Source organism: Streptomyces ipomoeae 91-03 (assembly GCF_000317595.1).
Classification (GTDB): Bacteria; Actinomycetota; Actinomycetes; order Streptomycetales; family Streptomycetaceae; genus Streptomyces; species Streptomyces ipomoeae.
Window position 1 is genome coordinate 1 of record NZ_AEJC01000007.1, and the last position, 24,688, is coordinate 24,688.

The window sequence follows — 24,688 nt, forward strand, 5'->3', positions numbered from 1 at the left end:
GCGCGACAGGGACGGGTGGGGGCGAAAACCCCTCGCCTCAAGCCCCGGTGCCCGAGCTGGCCAAGGCGCCCGACAACTCCACGGCCACCTCCTGCAGCACCGGCACAATCCGCTCCGTCGCCGCCTCGGTGACCCGCCCCGCCGGCCCGGAGATGGAAATGGCCGCCGCGGTGGGAGAGTCGGGAACGGAAACAGCGAGACAACGAACACCGATCTCTGCTCGTTGTCGTCAACCGCGTACCCAAGCCTGCGCACATCGTCGAGCGCGGCGAGAAACCCATCAGGCGTGGTGATCGTCTTCTCCGTGGCGGCCGGCATACCCGTACGCGCCAGCAGGGCCCGCACCTCGTCATCGGGGAAGTCGGCGAGCAGCGCCTTGCCGACCCCCGTGGAGTGCGGCAGCACCCGGCGCCCCACCTCGGTGAACATCCGCATCGAGTGCTTGGACGGCACCTGCGCGACGTACACGATCTCGTCGCCGTCGAGGAGCGCCATGTTCGCCGTCTCGCCGGTCTCCTCGACCAGGCGCGCGAGGTAGGGGCGCGCCCAGGTGCCGAGCAGCCGGGACGCCGACTCGCCGAGGCGGATCAGTCGCGGGCCGAGGGCGTACCGCCGGTTGGGCTGCTGACGTACGTAGCCGCAGACGACCAGGGTCCGCATCAGCCGGTGGATGGTCGGCAGGGGCAGTCCGCTGCTCGCGGACAGCTCGCTGAGCCCGACCTCACCGCCGGCGTCCGCCATCCGCTCCAGCAGATCGAAGGCGCGCTCCAGGGACTGGACGCCACCGCTGGACGAGGACGACTTGGCGGAGTCGGTGGTGCTGGCGCTGGACGTCGGCACGGGCGCGGGTCCTTTCACGTGGCGGGCAAGGACGCAGCCTACCGGGCAGTTCGTTGACTGCCCGCTTGTGTGTTATTACGTTCTGCGTAGTGGAATCTTAATTCCGGGTTGTGAAAACATCTAGGGTGCGTGGGCTGGGGGCAGAGTGGAGAGGTGGGCCCTTGACGGGGCTGGACCTGGAGTGAAGACTCCTTCAACAGAACGTTGAATTCCGTTACGTGGAAGTAAATCCCGCCGCGCGCAAGCCATACGGAAACGGCCGCAGGGCGACGGCTGCGCGGAAGTGAGAAGCGGTACGGCGAGAGGGGTCCGGGTGTCCGACGCTGAACTGGTGCTGCGCTCGACGCGCGTCATCACCCCGGAGGGGATCCGTGCGGCATCGGTCGCGGTCGCCGCCGGGAAGATCACGGCCATACTGCCGTATGACGCCGACGTACCGCCCGCCGCCCGCCTGGAGGACTTCGGCGACGACGTCCTGCTCCCCGGCCTGGTCGACACTCATGTGCACGTCAACGACCCGGGCCGCACCCACTGGGAGGGCTTCTGGACCGCCACGCGCGCGGCGGCGGCCGGCGGCATCACCACCCTCGTCGACATGCCTCTCAACTCCCTCCCGCCGACCACCACCGTCGACCACCTCCGTACCAAGCGGCAGGTGGCCGCCGACAAGGCGCACATCGACGTCGGCTTCTGGGGCGGCGCCCTGCCCGACAACGTCAAGGACCTGCGCCCGCTGCACGACGCCGGTGTCTTCGGCTTCAAGGCGTTCCTGTCCCCGTCCGGCGTGGACGAGTTCCCGCACCTCGACCAGGACGGCCTCGCCCGCTCCCTCGCCGAGATCGCCGGCTTCGGCGGACTGCTCATCGTGCACGCCGAGGACCCGCACCACCTCGACGCGGCCCCGCAACAGGGCGGCCCCAGGTACGCCGACTTCCTCGCCTCCCGCCCGCGCGACGCCGAGGACACGGCGATCGCCGGCCTCATCGCCCAGGCGAAGCGCCTCGACGCACGCGTGCACGTCCTCCACCTGTCGTCGAGCGACGCGTTGCCGCTGATCGCTGCCGCCAAGGCCGAGGGCGTCCGCATCACGGTCGAGACCTGCCCGCACTACCTCACCCTCATCGCCGAGGAAGTCCCGGACGGCGCCAGCGAGTTCAAGTGCTGTCCGCCCATCCGCGAGGCCGCCAACCAGGACCTGCTCTGGCAGGCGCTGGCCGACGGCACCATCGACTGCGTGGTCACCGACCACTCCCCGTCGACGGCCGACCTGAAGACCGACGACTTCGCCACCGCCTGGGGCGGCATCTCCGGCCTCCAGCTCAGCCTCGCGGCGGTCTGGACGGAGGCCCGCAAGCGCGGCCACGGCCTGGACGACATCGTCCGCTGGATGTCCACGCGTACGGCCGACCTCGTGGGTCTGGCCCGGAAGGGCGCCATCGAGCCCGGCCGCGACGCCGACTTCGCCGTCCTCGCTCCCGACGAGACCTTCACCGTCGACCCGGCGGCCCTCCAGCACCGCAACCCCGTCACGGCGTACGCGGGCAGGACCCTGTACGGAGTGGTCAGGTCCACCTGGCTGCGCGGCGAACGCATCGTCGCCGACGGCGAGTTCACCGAACCGAAGGGACGACTCCTCACCCGGCCCTCTTGATCCGACCCCGCACCCGCAGCGGCCGACCACCGAAAGGCAGACCTGATCATCGTGACGGCGCAGCAGCAGTTCCCCCTGGCGAGCTTCACCGGCGACGCGAACCCCTACGGCGGCGGCGACCCGTACGCGGACTACCGCACCGCCGACTTCCCCTTCACCCAGTACGCCGATCTCGCCGACCGCAGGCTCGGCGCCGGAGTCATCGCCGCCAACGACGAGTTCTTCGCCCACCGCGAGAACCTGCTGCTGCCCGAGCGCGCCGAGTTCGACCCCGAACACTTCGGGCACAAGGGCAAGATCATGGACGGCTGGGAGACCCGCAGGCGCCGGGGCGCCTCCGCCGACCATCCCTGGCCGACGGCCGACGACCACGACTGGGCGCTGATCCGCCTCGGCGCGCCCGGAGCGATCCGCGGCATCGTCGTCGACACGGCCCACTTCCGCGGCAACTACCCGCAGGCGGTCTCGATCGAGGCCACCTCGGTACCCGGCGCCCCGTCCCCGGAGGAGCTCCTCTCCGACGACGTGAAGTGGACGACGCTGGTCCCGCGCACGCCGGTCGGCGGGCACGCGGCCAATGGTTTCTCCGTCTCGGTCGAACAGCGCTTCACCCACCTGCGCCTCAACCAGCACCCCGACGGCGGCATCGCCCGCCTGCGCGTCCACGGCGAGGTCGTCCCGGACCCCGAGTGGCTGGCCGTCCTCGGCACCTTCGACGTGGTCGCCCTGGAGAACGGCGGCCAGGCCGAGGACGCCTCCAACCTCTTCTACTCACCCGCCATCAACACCATCCAGCCCGGCCGCGCCCGCGTGATGCACGAGTGCTGGGAGACCCGCCGCCGCCGCGACCAGGGCAACGACTGGATCCGCTACCGCCTCGCGGCCCAGTCGGAGATCAGGGCACTGGAGATCGACACGGCGTACCTGAAGGGCAACGCCGCGGGTTGGGCCACGGTCTCGGTGAAGGACGGAGACGACGGCGACTGGCGCGAGATCCTCCCCCGCACCCGCCTCCAGCCCGACACCAACCATCGCTTCACTCTCCCTGCCCCGGTTGTGGCCACCCACGCCCGCATGGACATCTACCCGGACGGCGGCATCTCCCGCCTGCGCCTCCACGGCTCCTTGACGGAGGAGGGCAGGACGAGCCTGAGGGCGCGCCATCAGGAATTGGACGCCCAGTAGCTGCTGGGTGCCCTGCACAGGGGCGCGGGGCTGTGTCGACACCGATGAGTTGCGCGCCCCGGTCCCTCAAGGAGCGCACCGACGGCGAGGTCCAGGTCCACGGCGGCGCGGACCTGGACCAGTCGCTGCTCGCCCTCGACCTGGTCGACACCGTGCACCTGCCGGTACGGCGGCCATGAACTCCCGGAGAACGCCTGACCTGCGGCCCGGCCGCTCAGGGGTCTCGCTGACCGGTCGCGACCGGCGCTCCGCGGGCCCCCGATGTGAAGATCGCGGGCACCTCCGTGAACCCCGGTTAACTCGCGGAAAACTTACCGGACGTGCCGGAAAAATCGACGGACTTGTCATTGACATGCCACTGTCTACGCGCGTCATCATGGGGGCATGAGATTCCCCTCACGCACCACACGCATCGGCGCAGCCGCCGCCCTTCTGTCCGCCCTCCTCGTCGGCGGCACCGTCGCCGCCGGCCCGGCGGGTGCCGCCACGACAGCGGTCGGCAGCATCTGCTACAGCGACCTGCCCTCCCAGGCGTACACCACGCTCAACCTGATCGCCCGGGGCGGCCCGTACCCGTACTCCCAGGACGGGAGCGTCTTCCAGAACCGGGAGCGCGTCCTGCCCAGCCAACCCACGGGCTACTACCACGAGTACACGGTGAAGACCCCCGGCTCCTCGACCCGCGGCGCCCGCCGCATCGTCACCGGTGAGGCTTACGAGGAGGACTACTACACCGCGGACCACTACGCCTCGTTCGACCTGATCGACTACGACTGCTGATCCGGTCGGCACCGATTCGGCTGCTGATCCGGTCGGCACCGATTCGACGCCCCGTCCCACCGACCGCCCGTCCTTCTCCCCCCACCGGGCGGTCGGCGGGACACCCGGGACGTGTGTCCGTCCGCCCGTCGGAGGTCCGGCTCCCCACAGCCGGGCCTCCGACGGCGGCCGGTGGTCACGACTTCCGGCTCTCGGCCGCCGCGAACAACGCGAGGGCCAGGACGATCAGCGCGATGCTCACATAGATCTCGTAGCCGTCCAGAACGCTCCACCGCTGGGTGATCCCCACCGGAGCTTGCCGGTGAGCTCGTAGACCAGACCGCCGGAGCCCTGCAACAGGGCGATGAATCCGAGAAACTCCAACAACTGCTTCATGTCCGGGATCCTCGCCCCGCGGACCCCCCACGCTCATCGGCCGCGGGGCGAGGAGTGCCCGACCCGAGTCCCGGTTCGCGCACGGGCGGAGCACCGAAAGTCGACGAGGTCACGACTTTGGTCGCGATCGCCGCCGAGGAGGGGGTGAGGGCGGCCGACTCTGCGTAGATTTGTCGACCGTGAGTGGTGACAAGCCGGTACCCGAGCCGCCGACCTTCCCGGGGCGGCGCTGGCTGTTGCCGTCGGCCGTGCTCGACCCCGCCCCGGACCACGACGACGAGCGGTCCGGGCGCCTCCGATGGCTCGGGCGGCGGCCCCGGCGCACCGCGCGCGACTGGGTCGTCGACTTCACCTGCTTCCTGCTGGCCGTGTTCATCGGCCTCATGAGCGCCGACGCGGTGAACAGGGAGACGATTCCGCACGCCTTCGCCGTTTTCGACCAACTGCTCGGCGCGCTCGCCTGCGCCGCGGTCTGGCTGCGCCGGCGCTGGCCGGTGGGGCTCGCCCTGGCGATGGTCCCGGTCTGCTTCGTGTCCAACACCGCGGGCGGTGCCGGTCTGATCGCCCTCTTCACCCTGGCCGTGCACCGGCCCTTCCGGTATGTGGCGTGGGTGGCCGGCTCCTCCGTCGTGACGATCCCGTTGTTCTTCTGGCTGCGCCCCGACCCCGACCTGTCGTACGCCGGCGCGGTGGTCTTCTTCGGACTGCTCACGGCCGCGGTGGTCGGCTGGGGCATGTTCGTGCGCTCCAAGCGACAGCTCATGCTGAGCTTCCGGGACCGTGCCCGGCGCGCCGAGACGGAGGCGGCGCTGAGGGCCGAGCAGGCCCAGCGGCTCGCCCGGGAGGCCATCGCCCGCGAGATGCACGACGTGCTCGCCCACCGGCTGACGCTGCTCAGCGTGCACGCGGGCGCACTGGAGTTCCGGCCCGACGCGCCCCGGGCGGAGATCGCCCGCGCCGCCGGTGTCATCCGGGAGAGCGCCCACGAGGCGTTGCAGGACCTACGGGAGATCATCGGCGTGCTGCGCGCGGCCGAGCCCGACGAGGCGGGGCGGCCCCAGCCGACGCTCGCCGCGCTGGACACCCTGGTCGCCGAGTCCCGCGAGGCCGGCATGAAGGTGACCCTCGACAACCATGTCACCGACCCCGCCGCCGTCCCCGCCTCCCTCGGCCGCACCGCCTACCGCATCGCCCAGGAGTGCCTGACCAACGCCCGCAAACACGCCCCCGGCGCCGAGGTCACCGTCTCCGTCACCGGAGCCCCGGGCAAGGGCCTCACCGTCTCCGTACGCAACCCGGCACCACCTGGAGAGACCCCGCCCGTCCCCGGCTCCGGCCAGGGCCTCATCGGCCTGACCGAGCGAGCCACGCTGGCCGGCGGCCTGCTGGAAGCCGGCCCCGAGACCGACGGCGGCTTCGGCGTACGGGCCTGGCTGCCGTGGGATTGAGCGCGGGCGAGCGCGGGCCCCTGGGAGTGAGCATGAGCCCCTGGGGCTGAGCGCGGGCCGTGGGATTGGGCACGGTCCCCTGGGGCTGAGCGCGGGCTCTGGGATTGGGCACGGTCCCCTGGGACTGAGCGCGGCCCCTGGGACTGGGCACCGGCACCTCGGTCTGAGAGCGGGCCCCTGGTGCTGGGCATGGGCCGCCGTCCCGGGTACGCGAGTGACGCCGTCGGCCCGGTAGACGAGACCAACCCCGCGGCCCCCTCGGCCCCGGTCATCCCCTCGGCCCCGGCTGACCCGGCCGACCCCGCCGACCCGGCGGTCACGTCGTACGCGGCACCACGCGCTGCCCGGCCGTCCCGTACACCCACGCCGACGCGTCGCCGATGAAGTCGCCCGGGAAGCCGAGGCGGAAGTCGGTGGCGTCCTCCAGGCGGGCCAACACCTCGGGGGGCAGGACGAGTCGGGCCGCGCCGAGGTTGTCCGTGAGCTGTTCGACCCGACGGGCGCCCAGGATGGGATGGACGGCGGGGGAGTGGGCCATGGTCCAGGCGATGGCCACCTGCGCCGGGGTGGCGTCGAGCTCGTCAGCGGCCGTCTGCACGGCCTCGGCCACGGCCCGCTCGCGCTCCCCGATCGCCTCGGCGGACAGCCGGGTCGCGGTGCCCGGCCGCACCCCGCCCGGGCGGGTGTACTTGCCGGACAGGACACCGTTGTGCAGCGGGCTCCAGGCCGCGACCGACATCCCGAACGCCTCCGCCATCGGCAGCAGTTCGCGCTCGATGTCCCGGTTGAGCAGGCTGTACGGCACCTGGAGCGCCGACAGCTGCGACCAACCCCGCCACTCGGCCAGGGTGTTGGCGCGCGAGACCACCCAGGCCGGGGCGTCCGAGATGCCCACGTACAGCACCTTCCCCGACCGTACGGCGTCGTCGAGGGCCCGCATGGTCTCCTCGACCGGGGTGTTCCGGTCCCAGATGTGCACCCAGTAGATGTCGATGTAGTCGGTCGCCAGGCGCCGCAGGCTGGTCTCCAGCGACAGCGTGAGGTTTTTGCGGTGGTTGCCCGCGGCGTTGGGGTCGGAGCCGTCGCGGGAGACGGTGTACTTGGTGGACAGCACGAACCGGTCGCGCCGCCCCTTGAGCAGGTCGCCGACGATCCGCTCGCTCTCCCCGCCCCGGTAGTTGACGGCGGTGTCGATCACATTGCCGCCGGCCTCCTCGTACGCGTCGAGGATCCGCTCGCACTCCGCCCGGGGCGCCCCGACCCCGCCCTGCTCGCCGAACGTCATGGCGCCGAGGAACAGCTCGGAGACACGGAGCCCGGTCCGGCCAAGGAGTCGGTAACGCACCCACAACCTCCACGAGTCGACTGCCGCGATGATCGCACCGCCCACCGACAGCAAGGGGTTGGCGCGCTACGACGGGGCGGCTCAGGACGAAGCTCACTACGGTAGTGCCCCATGACCGATATCCGAACGGCGGGCCGATGACTATCCGAACGGTGGGCCGATGACCGTGATCCGACTGCTCGTCGTCGACGACGACCCCCTCGTACGCGCCGGACTGTCCTTCATGCTGGGCGGCGCCGACGACATCGAGATCGTGGGTGAGGCCGCCGACGGCAGCGAGGTGGACGCGCTCGTCGACCGTACGCGCCCCGATGTCGTCCTCATGGACATCCGGATGCCGACGGTCGACGGGCTCTCGGCCACCGAACGCCTCCGCGCCCGCGCGGACGCGCCCCAGGTCGTCGTTCTCACCACCTTCCACGCCGACGACCAGGTGTTACGGGCCCTGCGCGCGGGCGCCGCCGGGTTCGTCCTCAAGGACACCCCACCCGCCGAGATCGTCGAAGCGGTACGGCGGGTCGCGTCCGGCGACCCCGTGCTCTCGCCCGCGGTCACCCGCCAGCTCATGGCCCATGCCGTCGGCACCGGGCCCGACACCCGCCGTGGCCAGGCCCGTTCCCGCATCACCGCCCTCAACGACCGCGAACGCGAGGTCGCCGTCGCGGTCGGCCGGGGCGCCTCCAACGCCGAGATCGCCGCCGAACTGTTCATGAGCGTCGCGACCGTCAAGACCCATGTCTCCCGCATCCTCGCCAAGCTCGGCCTCAACAACCGCGTACAGATCGCCCTGCTGACGTACGACGCGGGGTTGTTGGAGGAGGAGGGGCGCTGAGGCGCGTCGGCGGTCCTGAGGCGTTCCCAGCGGTCCTGAATCCTCTTTCGCGGCGCCAGGCACTCGGCGGTGGCCTCGCGCGTTGGAGGGGCGAGGGGGAACTCATGGGGAATGCGAACGTCATCGATCTGGGGGAGTACGGGCCGCGGTTCACCGAGGACCCGTACCCCGTGTACGCCGAGCTGCGCGCGCTCGGCCCGGTGCACCGGGTGCGGCTGCCGGAGCCCGACGCGCGTCACGAGGTCTGGCTGGTCGTCGGCTACGAGGAGGCGCGGGCGGCGCTCGCCGACCCCCGGCTGTCCAAGGACGGCTCGAAGATCGGGGTCACGTTCCTCGACGAGGAGCTGATCGGCAAGTATCTGCTGGTCAGCGACCCACCGGACCACACCCGGCTGCGCAGGCTGATAGCCCGCGAATTCACCGCCCGCCGGGTCGAGCAACTACGGCCGCGGGTGCGGGAGATCACCGACTCGCTGCTGGACGCGATGCTGCCGCTCGGCCGCGCCGACCTGGTGGAGTCCTTCGCGTACCCGCTGCCGCTCACCGTCATCTGCGAGCTGCTCGGGGTGCCCGAGTTGGACCGCGCCGCGTTCCGCAAGCTCTCCACGGAGGCCGTGGCACCCACCAGCGCGGAGAGCGAGTACGACGCCTTCGTCCAACTCGCCGTGTACCTGCGGGAGTTGATCGAGGACAAACGATGCTCCCCGCCCGCCGACGACCTGCTGAGCGCCCTGATACGGACGACCGACGAGGACGGCGACCGGCTGTCCCCCGACGAACTGCGGGGCATGGCCTTCGTCCTGCTGATCGCCGGCCACGAGACGACGGTCAACCTCATCACCGGCGCCGTCCACGCCCTGCTCGCCCACCCTGATCAACTCGCCGCCGTGCGAGCCGACAAGAGCCTTGTCGACGCGGCCGTCGAGGAGACACTGCGCTACGAGGGCCCGGTGGAGACCGGGACGTTCCGGTACGCCGCCGAGCCGCTCGACATAGCCGGTACGGCCGTGGCGCCGGGCGAGACGGTGATGATCGGCCTGGCCGCCGCCGACCGCGACGACACCCGTTATCCCACCCCCGATCGCTTCGACATCCACCGCGACACCCGCGGCCATCTCGCCTTCGGCCACGGCATCCACTACTGCCTGGGCGCACCCCTGGCCCGCCTGGAGGCCCGCACAGCCATAGCCGCCCTCCTGGACCGCTGCCCCGACCTCGCCCTGGACGGCCCACCGGGCCCCTGGCTGCCGGGGATGCTGATACGGGGCGTACGGAGCCTGCCGCTGCGCTGGTGAGTATCCTCGCCCCGACCACCGACCCACCAAGCCCCAGGAGACCCGGGAGCACGCTGCGCACCGCGGAGATCACGGCGGAGCTGACCCGCCCTCCGGGCACCGAGCAGGGCCATCAGCTGTACTGGCGCTCCAACCTGGAGTTCAGCTTGGACTGCTTCATCTGCGAGCGGTTCGGACGCACCACGTTCTTCGAGCGCGGCGCCGAGAAGGCCCTGTGCTCCGGCACCCGCAAGGGTCTCGGACGCCACAACATCGCGGCCCGTATCGCCGCGTTCACCAGCACCTCCACGGACGAACGGCTCACGGCACGCATCCTGATCGACTTCTGGTGGGCACCCTTCGAGGACGCCCGCGACGGCGGCCACTCCGCGGCACCGACCCTGCACCCCTGGGTGCGGCTGAACATCGGGTACTACTGCCAGGAATCCCGGGAGTCGGGCAAAACGAGCACCCAGACCAATGCGGGCCGACCCTGGAACCTGCGCTGCACCCACTGCGACGAGCCCCTGGCCACCGACGCCGAGACCCCGGCGATACGACTCCTCGTCTGATGCGGCGCTCATCGGCCTTCCCGGCGCTCGCACGCACGACGCGCGTCCGCCGGCTCAGTCCCGTCCGCCCGCGATCTCCCCGACGTTCACCGGCCGCTGCTCCTGGCGCGACAGCTCGCAGGCCTCGGCGATGCGCAGGGCCTGGAGGGCCTCACGGCCGTCGCAGGGGTTGGCCCGCTCACCACGCACGACCTCGACGAAGGCGGCCACCTCGGCCTCGTACGCGGCGGCGAAACGTTCCAGGAAGCCGGTCCACGGCTTGTCGGCGGGCGGCGGCCCGGTCGGCTCGGCGGACGCCAGCGGCGTACGGTCGTCGAGCCCGACCACGACGGTGTCCAGCTCCCCGGCAAGCTCCATGCGCACGTCGTACCCCGCCCCGTTCATGCGCGCTCCGGTGGCCGTCACCAGGGTCCCGTCCTCAAGGGTGAGCACGGCGACCGCGGTGTCGACGTCGTGGGCCTCCCGGAACATCGGGTGCCCGGCGTCCGACCCGGTGGCGTACACCGTGACGACCTCGTGGCCCGTCACCCAGCGCACGATGTCGAAGTCGTGGATCAGGCAGTCCCGGTAGATCCCCCCGGACAGCGGCAGGTACTCCGCGGGCGGCGGCGTCTGATCGGCCGTCAGAGCCCGTACGGTGTGCAGTCGCCCGAGCCGCCCCGAGCGCACCGCCTCCCGCGCGGTGACGTAACCGGAGTCGAAGCGGCGCTGGAAGCCCATCTGCAGCACGGTTCCGGCCGCGTCGACCTCGGCGAGCGCGTTTAAGGTGCCCGGCAGATCCACGGCGATGGGTTTCTCGCAGAACACAGGGAGACCCGAGCGTGCTGCCCGACCGATCAGTTCGCCGTGGGCCGACGTCGCGGCCGTGATGACCACGGCGTCCACACCCCAGGTGAAGATCTCGTCCACGCCCGGCGCCACCGTCTCGCCGAGACGATCCGCGAGGTCATGGGCCCGTGCCGGGTCGACATCCGTGATGATCAGGGAGCCGACATCACGGTGGCGGCTGAGCGTGGTCGCGTGAATCGTCCCGATCCGACCAGCTCCGATGAGTCCGATGCGCATGGGAAACAAAGTGGGGTCGTACCCGTCGCCGTGTCAATGGTTTGTCCGGACAACCGAACTACGCAACTTCCCGTCACCAGATACCGGGGCTACGCTCGGGCCGTGCCGAAACCAGAAGTGGATCCGACCGTGTCGCTCCAGCTCAGCGTCGACCGCAGCAGCCCGGTCCCGCTCTACTTCCAGCTGTCCCAGCAACTGGAGGCCGCGATCGAGCAGGGCGAACTGACGCCGGGCAGCCTGCTGGGCAACGAGATCGAGCTGGCCGCACGCCTCGGCCTGTCCCGCCCGACCGTCCGCCAGGCCATCCAGTCCCTCGTCGACAAGGGTCTGCTCGTACGCCGCCGCGGCGTGGGCACGCAGGTCGTCCACAGCCAGGTCAGACGCCCCCTGGAGCTCAGCAGCCTCTACGACGACCTGGAGGCCGCCGGTCAGCGCCCCGCCACCCGGGTCCTGCTCAACACCACGGTCGCCGCCTCCGCCGAGGTCGCCGCCGCCCTCGCCATCGCCGAGGGCACCGAGGTCCACCGCATCGAACGTCTCCGTCTGGCCCACGGCGACCCCATGGCCTACCTCTGCAACTACCTCCCCACCGACCTCCTCGACCTCGACTCCGCCCAACTGGAGGCAACAGGCCTCTACCGCCTGATGCGAGGCGCGGGAATCACCCTCCACAGCGCCCGCCAAACCATCGGAGCGAAAACGGCCACCCCGGAAGAGGCCGACCGCCTGAGTGAACCGGAAAACGCCCCTCTCCTGACCATGCAACGCACCACCTTCGACGACACGGGAAGAGCAGTCGAATACGGCACCCACATCTACCGGGCATCCCGCTATTCCTTCGACTTCCAATTGCTGGTGAGGTCATGAGTACTTTCTGAGGCCGCCAAGTGGAGCGCCCCTGAAAGGGGCGCGGGGCTGTATCGATATGCGGCTCCGCCGCGATGGGGGTCCCCCCGCTCATGGGGGTCCCTCCCGCTCGAGCGAAGTCGAGAGTGGGGGAGAAGCCGAGAGTGGGGGAGCGAGCAACCCCCACTCACCCGCAGCCGAAACTCAACCCACGCCACCCCCAACCCCCACGGCGCGCCAAGCGGAGCGCTAAGGCAGAATCGGCCCGATGAGCACTTACCGCGACTTCACCCACCGCGGCTCCGCGCGGGCCACCGTCCTGCGGACCGTGGGAACGCGCGAGCGCCGCTCCCACCTGACGGCCCCGCGCGTCCCCACCGTCGGCATCGACATCGGCGGCACGAAGGTGATGGCGGGCGTCGTGGACGCCGACGGCAACATCCTGGAGAAGCTCCGCACGGAGACCCCGGACAAGTCGAAGAGCCCGCAGGTGGTCGAGGACACCATCGTCGAGCTGGTCCTGGACCTCTCCGACCGGCACGACGTGCACGCGGTCGGCATCGGCGCGGCCGGCTGGGTCGACGCGGACCGCAACCGCGTCCTGTTCGCCCCCCACCTCTCCTGGCGCAACGAGCCGCTGCGCGACCGGCTCGCGGGCCGCCTCGCCGTGCCCGTCCTCGTCGACAACGACGCCAACGCCGCCGCCTGGGCGGAGTGGCGCTTCGGCGCCGGCCGCGACGAGGACCACCTGGTCATGATCACCCTCGGTACCGGCATCGGCGGCGCGATCCTGGAGGACGGCCAGGTCAAGCGCGGCAAGTACGGTGTCGCGGGCGAGTTCGGCCATATGCAGGTCGTGCCCGGCGGCCACCGCTGCCCGTGCGGCAACCGCGGCTGCTGGGAGCAGTACAGCTCCGGCAACGCCCTCGTCAGAGAGGCCCGTGAACTGGCCGCCGCGGACTCCCCGGTGGCGTACGGGATCATCGAGCACGTCAAGGGCAACATCGGCGACATCACAGGGCCGATGATCACGGAACTCGCCCGTGAGGGCGACGCGATGTGCATCGAGCTGCTCCAGGACATCGGCCAGTGGCTCGGCGTCGGCATCGCCAATCTGGCCGCCGCGCTCGACCCGTCCTGCTTCGTCATCGGCGGCGGTGTCTCGGCCGCCGACGACCTGCTGATCGCCCCCGCGCGGGACGCGTTCAAGCGCCAGCTCACCGGGCGCGGCTACCGCCCCGAGGCCCGGATCGCGCGCGCCCAGCTCGGGCCCGAGGCCGGCATGGTGGGCGCCGCCGACCTCGCCCGCCTCGTCGCCCGCCGCTTCCGCCGCGCCAACCGGCGCCGAGTCGAGCGGTACGAGCGTTACGCGCGGTACGTGGAGGCCCGCCGCACGACCCAGGACTCGGCGTGACCTCCGCGGTGCCGTACCCGGGCGCCTCGTCGGAGGGGCCCGAGGGGCCCACCGAGGACCGCCGCCACATGATCCGCCGCCGGGCGCTCACCCTGGCGATCATCGTGCTGCTCATCGGTGTACCGGCCGGCTATCTGGTGATCTCCGCCAACCAGAGCCGTGACAGCGGCAAGGACAAGGAGGCGAGGTACGCGGCGACCGGCCTCACCGCGCACTGGCCCTCCCGAGTCCAGCAGCGCCTCTACCAGGTGCCGATCCCGCCGTACTCCAAGCACGTCGCGTACTACGAGACGAACAACTGGAGGACCAGCCGTCTGTACGTGCAGTTCTACACGAGCAACGAAGGCCTGGAGAGCTTCCTCAACCAGATCGGCCTCAGCACGGACGACCTGGAGAAGGACGAGATCGCCGTCAACGCCCGGGACCGGCGGATCGTCGGCTGGAAGTTCACCGGGGAAGGCCCCTGGTACGGCATCGTCAGCAAGCGGAAGAACCCGGCACCCACCCACGACATCGTCGTGAACCGGTCCAACCCGGACCATCCGATGGTGTACCTGGTGTCACGGACGGTGCCCTGACCAGGGCACGAACGGGGTGAGGGCCGATTGTCAGACCCCGCCCGTAGAGTCGGAGACAGCTGATCCGAGCCGGAGACGGCTCATCCGACTCAAGGGCGGGAGGTGACCGGACGTATGCGGGACATGGCTGTTCCCGAGGCCGACACGGCCGTTCCCGTGCGGCTGGCCGCCGTCTTCCTGCCCGCCCCGCTGCCCCGCCACGGCCGGGTCGCCTTCTGGGACCCGGAGGACGGGGAACGGCCCGCCGGCGAGACGGGGAACCACACGGACCTCACGGTCGTACGACGCCACGGCTCCGCGGTCCGCAGGGGCACCGTTCCCGCCGTGTCCCTGCCGATCGGCGAGGCCCTGCCCCTGCTGGCCTGGGCCAGGCGTGACCCGGCCGCGCACCCCGCCACGGCCTGCTGGGGTGCGGCCACTCTGCACGCGCTGCGGCTCGTCGCCCGGGGGCGGCTGCTGCCGGGGCTGACCGTCGACGGCTTCGACGCCTGGCGGGCGGGACCGCTCGACCAGGACGACGTCGCCCACCTCAGGGCCGTCGCCGCGGCACTTCCGTACGAGGGCCATGCCGTACCGCTGCCCGGCAAGGGCCCACTCCGGCTGCCCGAGCCGGAGGCGCTGATGCGGTCCTTCCTCGACGCGGTCGCCGACACGCTCCCGCGCGGCCCGGCGGCGCCGTATGTCTCCGGCAAGCCGTTCGCGGCGAACGCCGGACAGCGGCTGCCGGCCGCACGCGACTGGGCGGCCGAGGTCGCCGCGGGCATGGACGCGGGCGTACGGATCTCGTTGCGGCTCGACCTCTCGGCGTACGACCTGTTCGACGACGGCGAAGGAGCCCGGCGGGCGGGCGCGGCCGTGGTCCAGGTGCACAGCCTCGCCGACCCCACCCTCGTCGCCGACGCGACGGCGCTGTGGGCGGGCGACGCGGAGGCGGCGTTCGGACCACGCGCGCGCGTGGACGCGGCCCTCGCCGTACGCCGCGCGGCCCGCGTCTGGCCTCCGCTGGACCGGCTCTCCGAGCAGGACGTGCCCGATGTCCTCGCCCTCTCCGAAGAGGAACTGTCCGACCTGCTGGGCGTCGCCGCGACCCGGCTCGGCGCGGCCGGGGTCGCCGTGCACTGGCCCCGGGACCTGGCCCACGATCTGAGCGCCCGGGCCGAGGTGCGCCCGGCGCCCGGCTCCGCCACCGACGGCACCGGCTTCTTCGACAGCGAGGAACTGCTCCGGTTCCGCTGGCAGTTGGCGCTCGGCGGCGACCCGCTCACCGACGCGGAGATGGACACCCTCGCCGAGGCCCACCGCCCCGTCGTCCGCCTCCGCGACCAGTGGGTCCTCGTCGACCCGGCCCTCGTCCGCAAGGCCCGCAAACGCGAACTGGGCCTGCTCGACCCGATCGACGCCCTGTCCGTGGCCCTCACGGGCACCGCCGAGGTCGACGGCGAGACGGTGGAGGCGGTGCCGGTGGGCGCGCTGGCGGCGCTGCGGGACCGCCTGACGGCGGGCATCACCCCGGTCGACCCGCCCCCGGGCCTCGCGGCCACCCTGCGCGACTACCAACTCCGCGGTCTGGCCTGGCTGGACCTCATGACCTCCCTCGGCCTCGGCGGCTGCCTCGCCGACGACATGGGCCTCGGCAAGACCATCACGGTCATCGCCCTCCATCTGCGCCGGGCGCGCCCCCAGCCCACGCTCGTCGTCTGCCCCGCGTCGCTGCTGGGCAACTGGCAGCGGGAGATCACCCGTTTCGCCCCCGGCGTGCCCGTACGCCGCTTCCACGGCCCCGACCGCACCCTGGACGAACTACGGGGCTCCCAGAGCCCCGTCGGCGGCTTCGTCCTCACCACGTACGGCACGATGCGCTCATCGGCACCTCAACTGGCCCAGCAGGACTGGGGCATGGTCGTCGCCGACGAGGCCCAGCACGTCAAGAACCCCTACTCGGCGACGGCGAAGGCCCTGCGCACGATCCCGACGCCCGCGCGCGTGGCCCTGACCGGCACGCCGGTGGAGAACAACCTCTCCGAACTCTGGGCCCTGCTCGACTGGACGACACCGGGTCTGCTGGGCCCGCTGAAGTCCTTCCGCGCCCGCCACGCCCGAGCCGTGGAGAACGGCGAGGACGAGGAGGCCGTGACCCGCCTCGCCCGCCTGGTCCGCCCCTTCCTGCTCCGCCGCAAGAAGTCCGACCCGGGTATCGTCCCCGAACTCCCGCCCAAGACCGAGACCGACCACCCCGTCCCGCTCACCCGTGAACAGGCCGCGCTCTACGAGGCGGTGGTGCGCGAGTCGCTGCTCGCCATCGAGACGGCGGAGGGCATCGCACGCCGAGGCCTGGTCCTGAAGCTGCTCGGCGCCCTGAAGCAGATCTGCGACCACCCGGCCCTGTATCTGAAGGAGGACGCGGCCGGCGCGGGGGACCGGCTGACCGGTCGTTCCGGGAAACTCGCCCTGCTGGACGAGCTGTTGGACACGCTGCTGTCCGAGGACGGCTCGGCACTCGTCTTCACCCAGTACGTCGGCATGGCCCGCCTCATCACCGCCCACCTCACCGCGCGGGCGGTGCCGGTCGAACTGCTCCACGGCGGTACACCGGTCAAGGACCGCGAACAGATGGTGGACCGCTTCCAGAGCGGGCGGACACCGGTACTGGTCCTGTCCCTGAAGGCCGCCGGCACCGGCCTGAACCTCACCCGCGCCGGCCACGTCATCCACTACGACCGCTGGTGGAACCCCGCCGTCGAAGAACAGGCCACCGACCGCGCCTACCGCATCGGCCAGACCCAGCCCGTCCAGGTCCACCGCCTCATCACCGAGGGCACCGTCGAAGACCACATCGCCGAAATGCTGGAGTCCAAGCGAGCCCTCTCCGATGCCATCCTCGGCTCCGGCGAGGCCGCCCTCACCGAACTGACCGACCGAGAACTGAAGGCCTTGGTCTCACTGCGGAGGCCGGCGTGAGCGGGGACGAGGAGCGGCGGCACGGAGGCGTGGAGCAACGCGGGGGCGTTGAGGACTGGGCCGTGGGGGAGTCGGAGGCCGAGGAAGGCCCCGCCGTGGGGGAGCCGGGAGCCGGGGAAGGTTCGGCCATGGGGGATTCAGGGGTCGTGGAGAGGGCGTCCGTGGATTCCGGTGCCGGGTCACGTCCCGCCGATGTGGCCCGTCGGGCGCTGAGGGCGGCGCGGGCGCGGGGGACGACGCGAGGGTCCGAGGCGGGCGACGAGTACGGCACGCCTGCCGCACCGGGCGGCGCTCGTCCCGGTGATGTGGCGCGGGAGGCGCTGCGGCGGGCCGTGAATGCCGAGGCGGCCACTCTTGAGGAGCCGGAAGGGGAGCGAAAAGGAACCCCTTCGGGAGCCGAGCGCTCCGACGCGGTGTCCCCGGCGGGCGCCCGACCCGGTGACATCGCCAGGGAAGCGTTGCGGGCGGCCCGCGCGGCCGAGCGGGCACGGGCGGAAACCGAAGCCGAGGTGGGCGCCAAGGGGGCCGTCACCTCGCGTCGAACTGCCGACCGGGGGTCGATCCGCTCCCGGGCACGGCAGGAGACCCGGGGGCGAGGCGATGGCCGGGAAGGCGGCCGGGGCGCTGATCGTGGTGGAGGGCGTCCGACGCGGGACGTGCACGAACTGCTCGCCGGTGCCTTCCGGTTGCCGCCTGATGACGCACCCACCGATGCCCCGTCCGCGAAGGGCACGGACATCCAGCGGGCCGTGGCTGCTCACGCCGGCTCCGCCGCCAAGGACGACCCGCCGCCGGACTATTCCGCACGCCCTCATGCCCACGACGTCCCCGGCACCTACCTGTCGGACGGCTCCGCACACTCCCGCAGCCACCACGTACCCGGCACCCACCCCCCAGACGATTCCGCACGCCCTCGTGCCCACGACGCACCCGGCACCGCCGCACCGGACACCCCCACGACGCCACGCGTCCCCCGCACCATGGCCGCCCCCTCCCGCGACGGTGAACTGCGCCGTACCTTCCCGGCGTTCCCGCCGCGTCCCTCGGGCGGGGAGGCGTTCGCGGAGAGTTGGTGGGGCAATGCGTGGGTGTCGGCGCTGGAGGAAGGGGCACTGGACGCGGCGCGGCTGGCGCGCGGGCGGGCGTACGCCGACAAGGGGCACGTGGACGCGATCACCGTGACGCCGGGGCTGGTGCTGGCGTATGTCCACGGCAGCAGACCACGGCCGTATCGCGTGCAGATCCGTGTGCGAACGCTGGACGACACCGAATGGGACCGCCTCCTGGACGCGGCGGCCGAACGCCCCGGCCGCATCGCCGCACTGCTGGACAAGCAGCTGCCGCAGGCGCTCGCCGACACCGGCCCCCGAGACGCCGGAGACACTGGAGACACCGGAACCCGAGCCGGACCAGGCGTGCGCCTGCTGCCGGGCCCTGGTGAGCTCGACCCCCATTGCAGTTGCCCCGACTTCGGCCACCCCTGCAAGCACGCGGCGGCCCTCTGCTACCAGACCGCCCGACTGCTGGACGAGGACCCCTTCGTGCTGTTGCTCCTGCGGGGCCGGGGCGAGCGTCAGTTGCTCGACGCGCTGTCGCGGCGCAGTGCCACGCGTGCGGCCCGTGCCGCTCAGGACGGGGAACCCCAGGCCCTCCCCGGCGTCCGTGCGCGAGACGCCCTCGCCCCGCGCACGCTCCCGCCGTTGCCCGCCCCGCTGCCCCCGCCACCGCACCCGGAACAGCCCCCGGTGTATCCGGGCGCACCGGGCGGCCCGGACCCGTTCGCGCTGGACCAGTTGGCCACGGACGCGGCGGCCCGCGCGCACGCGCTGCTCACCACCGGAAGGGACCCAGTGGCCGAGCTGACGCTGTGGCAGGACGCGGTACGGCTGGCCGCCGCCCGCCCCGGCTCGGGTCTGACGGCCACGACCCGAGCGCTGTACTCCTCCCTGGCCGCCGCCACCGGCCGCACCCCGGCCGACCTGGCCCGAGCGGTCGCCGCCTGGCGCCAGGGCGGACTCGAAGGGCTCACCGTCCTGGAGGAACCCTGGGACCCACCGGCCGGCCGCTTCGACCGCGCCCGGCCCCTGCTCCTGGCCGCCGACCTCCCGGCGTTCCGCCCTTGGCGCAACCACCTCACCCACCCCTTCGGCCATGTCCAACTGCGCCTGGGCCGCGACGGCCTGTGGTACGCCTACGAGTCCGAACCGGGCCAGGACGACTGGTGGCCGCGAGGCACCCCGGACCTCGACCCGGTGGGCGCCCTGACCGGCCTGGGGGAGGCATGACCGCTCGCCCGCCGCCACAACGCGAGCACTCACCTCCCCGAGACATCGGGGAAGTTTGTTCGAAGTGGTCATCCGGCATCCGGAGAAGACAATGGCCCGGCGGCTGACCTGCGCTTCGGTGAAGAGGGTGTGAGAGTTGCCCGCTGATGTTCGGGAGCCGTCTGGGCGTATTCGGGGCCCAGGGCATGAGCACCAGGAGAGGGACGTTAGCGTGGAGCGGTGAGTGAGACGACGACCCCCGCCCTCCAGTACCGTTTCGACGGACCGGACGACGCCCCGGTCCTGATCCTCGGCCCCTCGCTCGGAACGACGTGGCACATGTGGGATCGACAGGTCCCGGAACTGACCAAACAGTGGCGGGTCTTCCGGTTCGACCTGCCGGGCCACGGCGGCGCGCCCGCGTATCCCGGCGGCTCGGTCACCGAGCTGGCGGCCCGGCTGCTGGCGACACTGGACGCCGTCGGGGTGCAGCGCTTCGGCTACGCGGGTTGCGCGCTGGGCGGTGCCATCGGTGCCGAACTCGCCCTGCGCCACCCGGAACGCATCGCCTCGCTCGCACTGATCGCGGCCTCACCCCGCTTCGGCACGGCCGACGAGTTCCGTCAGCGCGGGGTGATCGTACGGACGAACGGCCTCGACCCCATCGCCCGTACGTCCCCGGACCGCTGGTTCACCGCCGGGTTCGCGGCGGCGCAGCCCGCGATCACCGAGTGGGCCGTGCAGATGGTCCGCACCACCGACCCCGGCTGCTACATCGCCGCCTGCGAGGCGCTCGCCTCGTTCGACGTCCGCGCGGACCTGGGCCGTATCGGCGTCCCCACCCTCGTCCTCGTCGGCTCGGATGACCAGGTCACCGGCCCCGCCGAGGCCCGCACCCTGGTCGCGGGCATCCCGGACGCCCGCCTCGCCGTCGTCCCCGGCGCCTCGCACCTGGTGCCGGTCGAGCAGCCCGCCGCCGTCACCGACCTCCTCGTACGGCACTTCTCCACGGCCTGGCAGCCGGCCTACGACGCGGACACCGGCCAGATCGCGATCCCGGCGGCCCCCGTCAAGCCGGCCCTCGCCACCGTGGCGCCGCAGAGCGGACCCCAGACCGGGCCCCAGATCGGGCCGCAGACCGGACCCGTCGCCGAGATCGCCCCGGCCGCCGCGCAGCCCGAGGCCACGGGGAGACCGGACCCGTACGACGCCGGACTGAAGGTCCGCCGGGAGGTGCTCGGCGACGCGCACGTGGACCGGGCGCTGGCGTCGGCGGACGAGTTCTCCGGCGACTTCCAGGAGTTCATCACCCGCTACGCCTGGGGCGAGATCTGGGACCGGCCCGGTCTCGACCGCCGCTCCCGCAGCTGCGTCACCCTGACCGCCCTGGTCGCCGGCGGGCACCTGGAGGAACTCGCCTTCCACACCCGCGCCGCCCTCCGCAACGGCCTCACCCCGAACGAGATCAAGGAGGTTCTCCTGCAGGCCGCCGTCTACTGCGGCGTCCCGGCCGCGAACAGCGCGTTCAAGGTGGCCCAGCAGGTCATCCGCGAGGAGACCACGCCCGCGGAGTGAGCCTTGTGGGAGCGCGCCCCGTGAGTGAGCCCACGACCGGTGACCGGGGCAGGATGGACCCATGAAGCTCACGCTCACGAAGAAGTCGCACGCCTGCGTCCGTCTGGAGAAGGACGGACGCACGCTCGTCATCGACCCCGGCGCCTTCAGCGAGGAGGACGCCGCGGTCGGCGCGGACGCCGTCCTGGTCACCCACGAGCACCCCGACCACTTCGACGAGGGACGGCTGCGGGCGGCCCTGGAGGCCAACCCGGCCGCCGAGATCTGGACCCTGCGGTCCGTCGCCGAGCAGATCTCCGCCGCCTTCCCGGGCCGGGTCCACACCGTCGGTCACGGCGACACGTTCACGGCGGCCGGTTTCGACGTCCAGGTCCACGGCGAACTCCACGCCGTCATCCACCCGGACATCCCCCGCATCACCAACGTCGGCTACCTCGTCGACGACGGCCGCGTCTTCCACCCCGGCGACGCCCTCACCGTCCCCGGCCACGCCGTCGAGACGCTGATGCTCCCCGTCATGGCCCCCTGGAGCAAGATCTCCGAGGTCATCGACTACGTCCGCGAGGTCGGGCCGCAGCGCGCGTACGACATCCACGACGCCCTCCTCACCGACCTCGCCCGCCCGATCTACGACCGCCAGATCGGCGCCCTGGGCGGCGCGGAACACCTGCGGCTGGCGCCCGGCGCATCGGCGGACCTCTGAGCACTGCCGCGACCCGGCGGCCGGCCAGGGTGAGAAAGCGGTCCCGGCGGCGGTCAGGACCCTCATGACCTGGGCGGATGCGCCGGTGGCCACCGGGCGGGACGGCGTTGTCGTACCCGCCCGGTAAGTTGTGGAGCATGCGTATCGCCACCTGGAACGTGAACTCGATCACCGCCCGCCTCCCGAGGCTGCTCGCCTGGCTGGAGAGCACCGGCACGGACGTGCTCTGCCTCCAGGAGGCCAAGATCGCCGAGGACGGCTTCCCGTTCGCCGAGCTGCGGGAGAAGGGCTACGAGGCCGCGGTGCACGCCACGGGCCGGTGGAACGGCGTGGCGGTGATCTCCCGCGTCGGCATCGAGGACGTGGTCAAGGGCCTGCCCGGCGACCCCGGCTACGACGGCGTCGTGGAGCCCCGCGCGATCTCCGCGACCTGCGGCCCGGTCCGCGTCTGGTCGGTGTACGTGCCGAACGGCCGCGAGGTCGACCACCCGCACTACGCGTACAAGCTCCAGTGGTTCGAGGCCCTGAAGGCCGCCGTCGCCGGTGACGCGAGCGGCAGCCGCCCCTTCGCCGTCATGGGCGACTACAACGTGGCTCCGACGGACGACGACGTGTACGACGTCGCCGCCTTCGAGGGCCTCACCCACGTCACCCCCGCCGAGCGCGCCGCCCTCGCCTCCCTCCGCGAATCCGGCCTCTTCGACGTGGTCCCCCGCCCCCTCAAGTACGACCACCCCTACACCTACTGGGACTACCGCCAGCTCTGCTTCCCCAAGAACCGCGGCATGCGCATCGACCTCGTCTACGGCAACAAGCCGTTCGAGGAGGCCGTGAAGGACGCGTACGTGGACCGCGAGGAGCGCAAGGGCAAGGGCGCCTCCGACCACGCGCCGGTGGTGGTGGACCTGGAGGTGTAGCCGCCGACTCGAACAGCCCGTCCGGCGTTCCAGGACGAGGCCGTTCGGGCCGCGGCGGGGCCCGGGGGCGCGGCCCCCGGACGATCAGGGCACCAGGGCCCGCAGGTCCACCGACGCGGCCAGCGCGGCGAGCCCCGCGTCCCCGGGATGCAGATGGTCCCCGCTGTCGTAAGCGGCAAGCATCCTCGTCGGCTGCTCCGGATCCCGGAGCACCGCGTCGAAGTCGAGCACGCCGTCGAACTCCTGGTTGCCGCGGATCCACTCGTTCACCGTGACCCGCTGGGCGTCGACGGCGGGCGTGCAGCGGGCCTCGCCCGCGCAGGGCGCGATGGTCGCGACGAGCATGCGCAGGCCGCGTTCGTGCCCCCGGGCGGCGATCTCCCGCAGCCCGGCGATGACCTCGGCCGCCGTGGCGCCCCAGCGGACGTCGTTGACGCCCTGGAAGACGACGGCGGTACGGGCGGAGGTCTGGGCGAGGACGTCACGGTCGAGGCGGTGCAGGGCGCTCACACCGCCGGTGTCGGTGGAGACACCGTCCCCCGGATAGCGGTCGGTCAGCACCCGGTTCGCCGAGATCCCCTGGTTGAGGACCCCGTAGCGCGGGACCGCGTTCTGCTGCGCGAGCCGCCTGGCCAGCAGATCCGGCCACCGGCGGTTCGCACCCACCGTCGACTTCTCCCCGTCGGTGATCGAGTCGCCGAGGAGCACGACGGACCCCGGCCCGCCACCGACGTCCACTCCGGTGAGCAGCGGCCATGTCGTGATCGTCGAGGTGTACGCCGCCGCCGAGCCGTCACCGGCGTGGTCGCCCGGTTCGCTGACGTACGAGGTCTGCTGGGCGAGCCGGTGCACGGGCGCGGCCGTCACCGTCCCCGGCAGATGGAAGCTCACCAGCAGGTTGGCGTCCGCGGGCACCTCGAAGCCCAGCGGATCACTGAACGCCTGGGCGCCCGCCGGGATCTCGGTGCCCGCCGCGCCCCGGAACGACAACGGCACCGGCGCGCTCCGGGCAGCCGCGCCCTCCGCCTGCAGGGCCACCGTCGCGCTTGCGACCCGTACCGGCGCCGACGCGAACGTGTTGTCGAGCCGGATCCGCACCCGGGGGCCGCCCGCCGAGGCGTGGACGACGAGCCGCAGGGTCCGGTCGGTCCAGGGCCCGACGGCCGTGCGGCCCGACGACGACGCCGCCCAACTCCCTGTCCAGCCACGGGATTCGGGCCGTACCGACAGGGCGAACACATGCAGGTCCCGGTTGCGCGGCAGGGTCACCGAAGTCACCGCGCGACCACGGACGATCGGCACGGTGACGACGTACAGCCGTGCCTTCTCGGCGAGTTGACCGCCGGGGGTGTTGATGTGCGGGAGCGCCACCGCCTTGGCGGCGAGGGGGCCGGTGCGCCAGTCCGGGGCGGTCAGCCGGTACGAGGAGCGCGTGCCGCCGGAGTAGTGGACCGTGCCGGTGCCGGTCGCGTCGGTGCCGCCGGTGCCGGCGACGAGGAGGGCGAGGGCGTCGCCACGGCCCCGTACGCGTACGGACTGACCGGCGGCGCGGACGTTGTCCGGCTCGCCCGCCGTGCGGCGCGGCCAGGTCAGGCGGGCGCCCTGGACGGTCAGGGAACGGCCGGGCGTCCAGCCGGCGGCGGTCAGGTCCTGGGCCGAGAGGGAGCCGCCGGAGCCGTCGAAGTCGGCCTCGGCGGGCCGTGTGTCGTCGCTGACCGCTCTATTGTCGAATATCTGTTCGAGTGATGCCGGTGCGGCCCGGCCGCCGGTGGCGGCCCGGGCGGAGGCGGCGGGGGCGAGTGCCGCCAGGACACCCAGCAGACCCAGTACGGCGGCCGTTCCGCAGACGCGTCGACGCACGCGCGATCCCTCCCCCTGGTGGTGACCATCTCGCCGGCGCCGATGACGACGCACGCGGCATCGATACAACGATGAGCCGACAGAGGCGCCACGAAACCACAGAGGCGTCAGAGGGCCGTCAGAACGAGGTGAGTGGTAACAGCGGGCGAACTCCGGGCGAACGGACGGTGCCCGCGCGCCTGTGGTGCGAATGGCCATGCGAATGA

General features: G+C 72.1%; 19 protein-coding genes and 1 pseudogene. 16 read left to right on the forward strand and 4 right to left on the reverse strand.

Annotated features, from left to right (window positions below):
* Positions 1-37: 37 nt before the first annotated feature.
* Positions 38-840 (reverse strand): annotated as a pseudogene (locus STRIP9103_RS00280) (IclR family transcriptional regulator).
* 313 nt (positions 841-1,153) lie between these two features.
* Between STRIP9103_RS00280 and allB the strand changes: the two are divergent.
* The 5 genes from allB (at position 1,154) to STRIP9103_RS00305 (ending at position 6,279) form a co-directional block, all read left to right on the forward strand.
* Positions 1,154-2,491 (forward strand): allantoinase AllB, encoded by a 1,338-nt coding sequence (allB, locus tag STRIP9103_RS00285; protein WP_009293366.1) that lies wholly within the window; start codon positions 1,154-1,156, stop codon positions 2,489-2,491.
* 51 nt (positions 2,492-2,542) lie between these two features.
* On the forward strand, positions 2,543-3,676 hold the full coding sequence (alc, locus tag STRIP9103_RS00290) for an allantoicase (protein WP_009293359.1): 1,134 nt from the start codon (positions 2,543-2,545) through the stop codon (positions 3,674-3,676).
* A gap of 32 nt (positions 3,677-3,708) precedes the next feature.
* On the forward strand, positions 3,709-3,855 hold the full coding sequence (locus STRIP9103_RS49675; protein WP_009293368.1) for a dihydrofolate reductase family protein: 147 nt from the start codon (positions 3,709-3,711) through the stop codon (positions 3,853-3,855).
* A 205-nt stretch (positions 3,856-4,060) separates the two neighbouring features.
* Positions 4,061-4,456 (forward strand): guanyl-specific ribonuclease, encoded by a 396-nt coding sequence (locus STRIP9103_RS00295; RefSeq protein ID WP_009293402.1) that lies wholly within the window; start codon positions 4,061-4,063, stop codon positions 4,454-4,456.
* A gap of 554 nt (positions 4,457-5,010) precedes the next feature.
* Complete coding sequence (locus tag STRIP9103_RS00305) at positions 5,011-6,279, forward strand: sensor histidine kinase (protein ID WP_009293387.1); 1,269 nt, start codon at positions 5,011-5,013, stop codon at positions 6,277-6,279.
* A gap of 316 nt (positions 6,280-6,595) precedes the next feature.
* On the opposite strand, the gene STRIP9103_RS00310 is transcribed toward STRIP9103_RS00305, so the two are convergent.
* Positions 6,596-7,624 carry an aldo/keto reductase gene (locus STRIP9103_RS00310; protein WP_009293361.1) on the reverse strand — a complete coding sequence of 343 codons (1,029 nt, stop codon included), beginning with the start codon at positions 7,622-7,624 and terminating at the stop codon, positions 6,596-6,598.
* 160 nt (positions 7,625-7,784) lie between these two features.
* Here STRIP9103_RS00310 and STRIP9103_RS00315 point away from each other — a divergent pair, with 160 nt between their 5' ends.
* The 3 genes from STRIP9103_RS00315 (at position 7,785) to STRIP9103_RS00325 (ending at position 10,302) form a co-directional block, all read left to right on the forward strand.
* On the forward strand, positions 7,785-8,456 hold the full coding sequence (locus STRIP9103_RS00315) for a response regulator transcription factor (protein ID WP_009293398.1): 672 nt from the start codon (positions 7,785-7,787) through the stop codon (positions 8,454-8,456).
* Between the two features lie 104 nt (positions 8,457-8,560).
* The gene (locus STRIP9103_RS00320; protein ID WP_009293375.1) at positions 8,561-9,751 is read left to right on the forward strand and encodes a cytochrome P450 family protein; all 1,191 of its coding nucleotides are present in this window, start codon (positions 8,561-8,563) and stop codon (positions 9,749-9,751) included.
* A complete protein-coding gene (locus tag STRIP9103_RS00325; RefSeq protein ID WP_009293364.1) occupies positions 9,748-10,302 on the forward strand; it encodes a hypothetical protein in 555 nt (184 codons plus the stop codon). Before STRIP9103_RS00320 ends, STRIP9103_RS00325 begins: the two co-directional genes overlap by 4 nt.
* A 54-nt stretch (positions 10,303-10,356) precedes the next feature.
* Here the strand turns inward: STRIP9103_RS00325 and STRIP9103_RS00330 are convergent, their stop codons facing one another.
* A complete protein-coding gene (locus STRIP9103_RS00330; protein WP_009293408.1) occupies positions 10,357-11,367 on the reverse strand; it encodes a Gfo/Idh/MocA family oxidoreductase in 1,011 nt (336 codons plus the stop codon).
* 129 nt (positions 11,368-11,496) lie between these two features.
* Between STRIP9103_RS00330 and STRIP9103_RS00335 the strand changes: the two genes are divergently transcribed.
* The 8 genes from STRIP9103_RS00335 (at position 11,497) to STRIP9103_RS00370 (ending at position 22,622) form a co-directional block, all read left to right on the forward strand.
* Positions 11,497-12,234, forward strand: coding sequence for a GntR family transcriptional regulator (locus STRIP9103_RS00335; RefSeq protein WP_009293370.1), 738 nt, complete (start codon positions 11,497-11,499; stop codon positions 12,232-12,234).
* 247 nt (positions 12,235-12,481) lie between these two features.
* A complete protein-coding gene (locus tag STRIP9103_RS00340; RefSeq protein WP_009293406.1) occupies positions 12,482-13,627 on the forward strand; it encodes an ROK family glucokinase in 1,146 nt (381 codons plus the stop codon).
* On the forward strand, positions 13,624-14,205 hold the full coding sequence (locus STRIP9103_RS00345) for a hypothetical protein (RefSeq protein ID WP_009293354.1): 582 nt from the start codon (positions 13,624-13,626) through the stop codon (positions 14,203-14,205). Before STRIP9103_RS00340 ends, STRIP9103_RS00345 begins: the two co-directional genes overlap by 4 nt.
* 114 nt (positions 14,206-14,319) lie before the next feature.
* On the forward strand, positions 14,320-17,163 hold the full coding sequence (locus STRIP9103_RS00350) for a DEAD/DEAH box helicase (protein WP_009293358.1): 2,844 nt from the start codon (positions 14,320-14,322) through the stop codon (positions 17,161-17,163).
* A gap of 128 nt (positions 17,164-17,291) precedes the next feature.
* On the forward strand, positions 17,292-19,448 hold the full coding sequence (locus STRIP9103_RS00355) for an SWIM zinc finger family protein (RefSeq protein ID WP_086019200.1): 2,157 nt from the start codon (positions 17,292-17,294) through the stop codon (positions 19,446-19,448).
* A gap of 219 nt (positions 19,449-19,667) precedes the next feature.
* Positions 19,668-21,002 (forward strand): bifunctional 3-oxoadipate enol-lactonase/4-carboxymuconolactone decarboxylase PcaDC, encoded by a 1,335-nt coding sequence (gene pcaDC, locus STRIP9103_RS00360; RefSeq protein ID WP_009293346.1) that lies wholly within the window; start codon positions 19,668-19,670, stop codon positions 21,000-21,002.
* 61 nt (positions 21,003-21,063) lie between these two features.
* Positions 21,064-21,705: an MBL fold metallo-hydrolase gene (locus tag STRIP9103_RS00365; RefSeq protein WP_009293351.1), complete on the forward strand. Its 642-nt coding sequence runs from the start codon at positions 21,064-21,066 to the stop codon at positions 21,703-21,705.
* A gap of 137 nt (positions 21,706-21,842) precedes the next feature.
* Positions 21,843-22,622: an exodeoxyribonuclease III gene (locus STRIP9103_RS00370; RefSeq protein WP_009293365.1), complete on the forward strand. Its 780-nt coding sequence runs from the start codon at positions 21,843-21,845 to the stop codon at positions 22,620-22,622.
* Between the two features lie 84 nt (positions 22,623-22,706).
* Here STRIP9103_RS00370 and STRIP9103_RS00375 read toward each other — a convergent pair whose 3' ends face one another.
* A complete protein-coding gene (locus tag STRIP9103_RS00375) occupies positions 22,707-24,482 on the reverse strand; it encodes an SGNH/GDSL hydrolase family protein (protein ID WP_009293353.1) in 1,776 nt (591 codons plus the stop codon).
* Between the last annotated feature and the right edge of the window lie 206 nt (positions 24,483-24,688).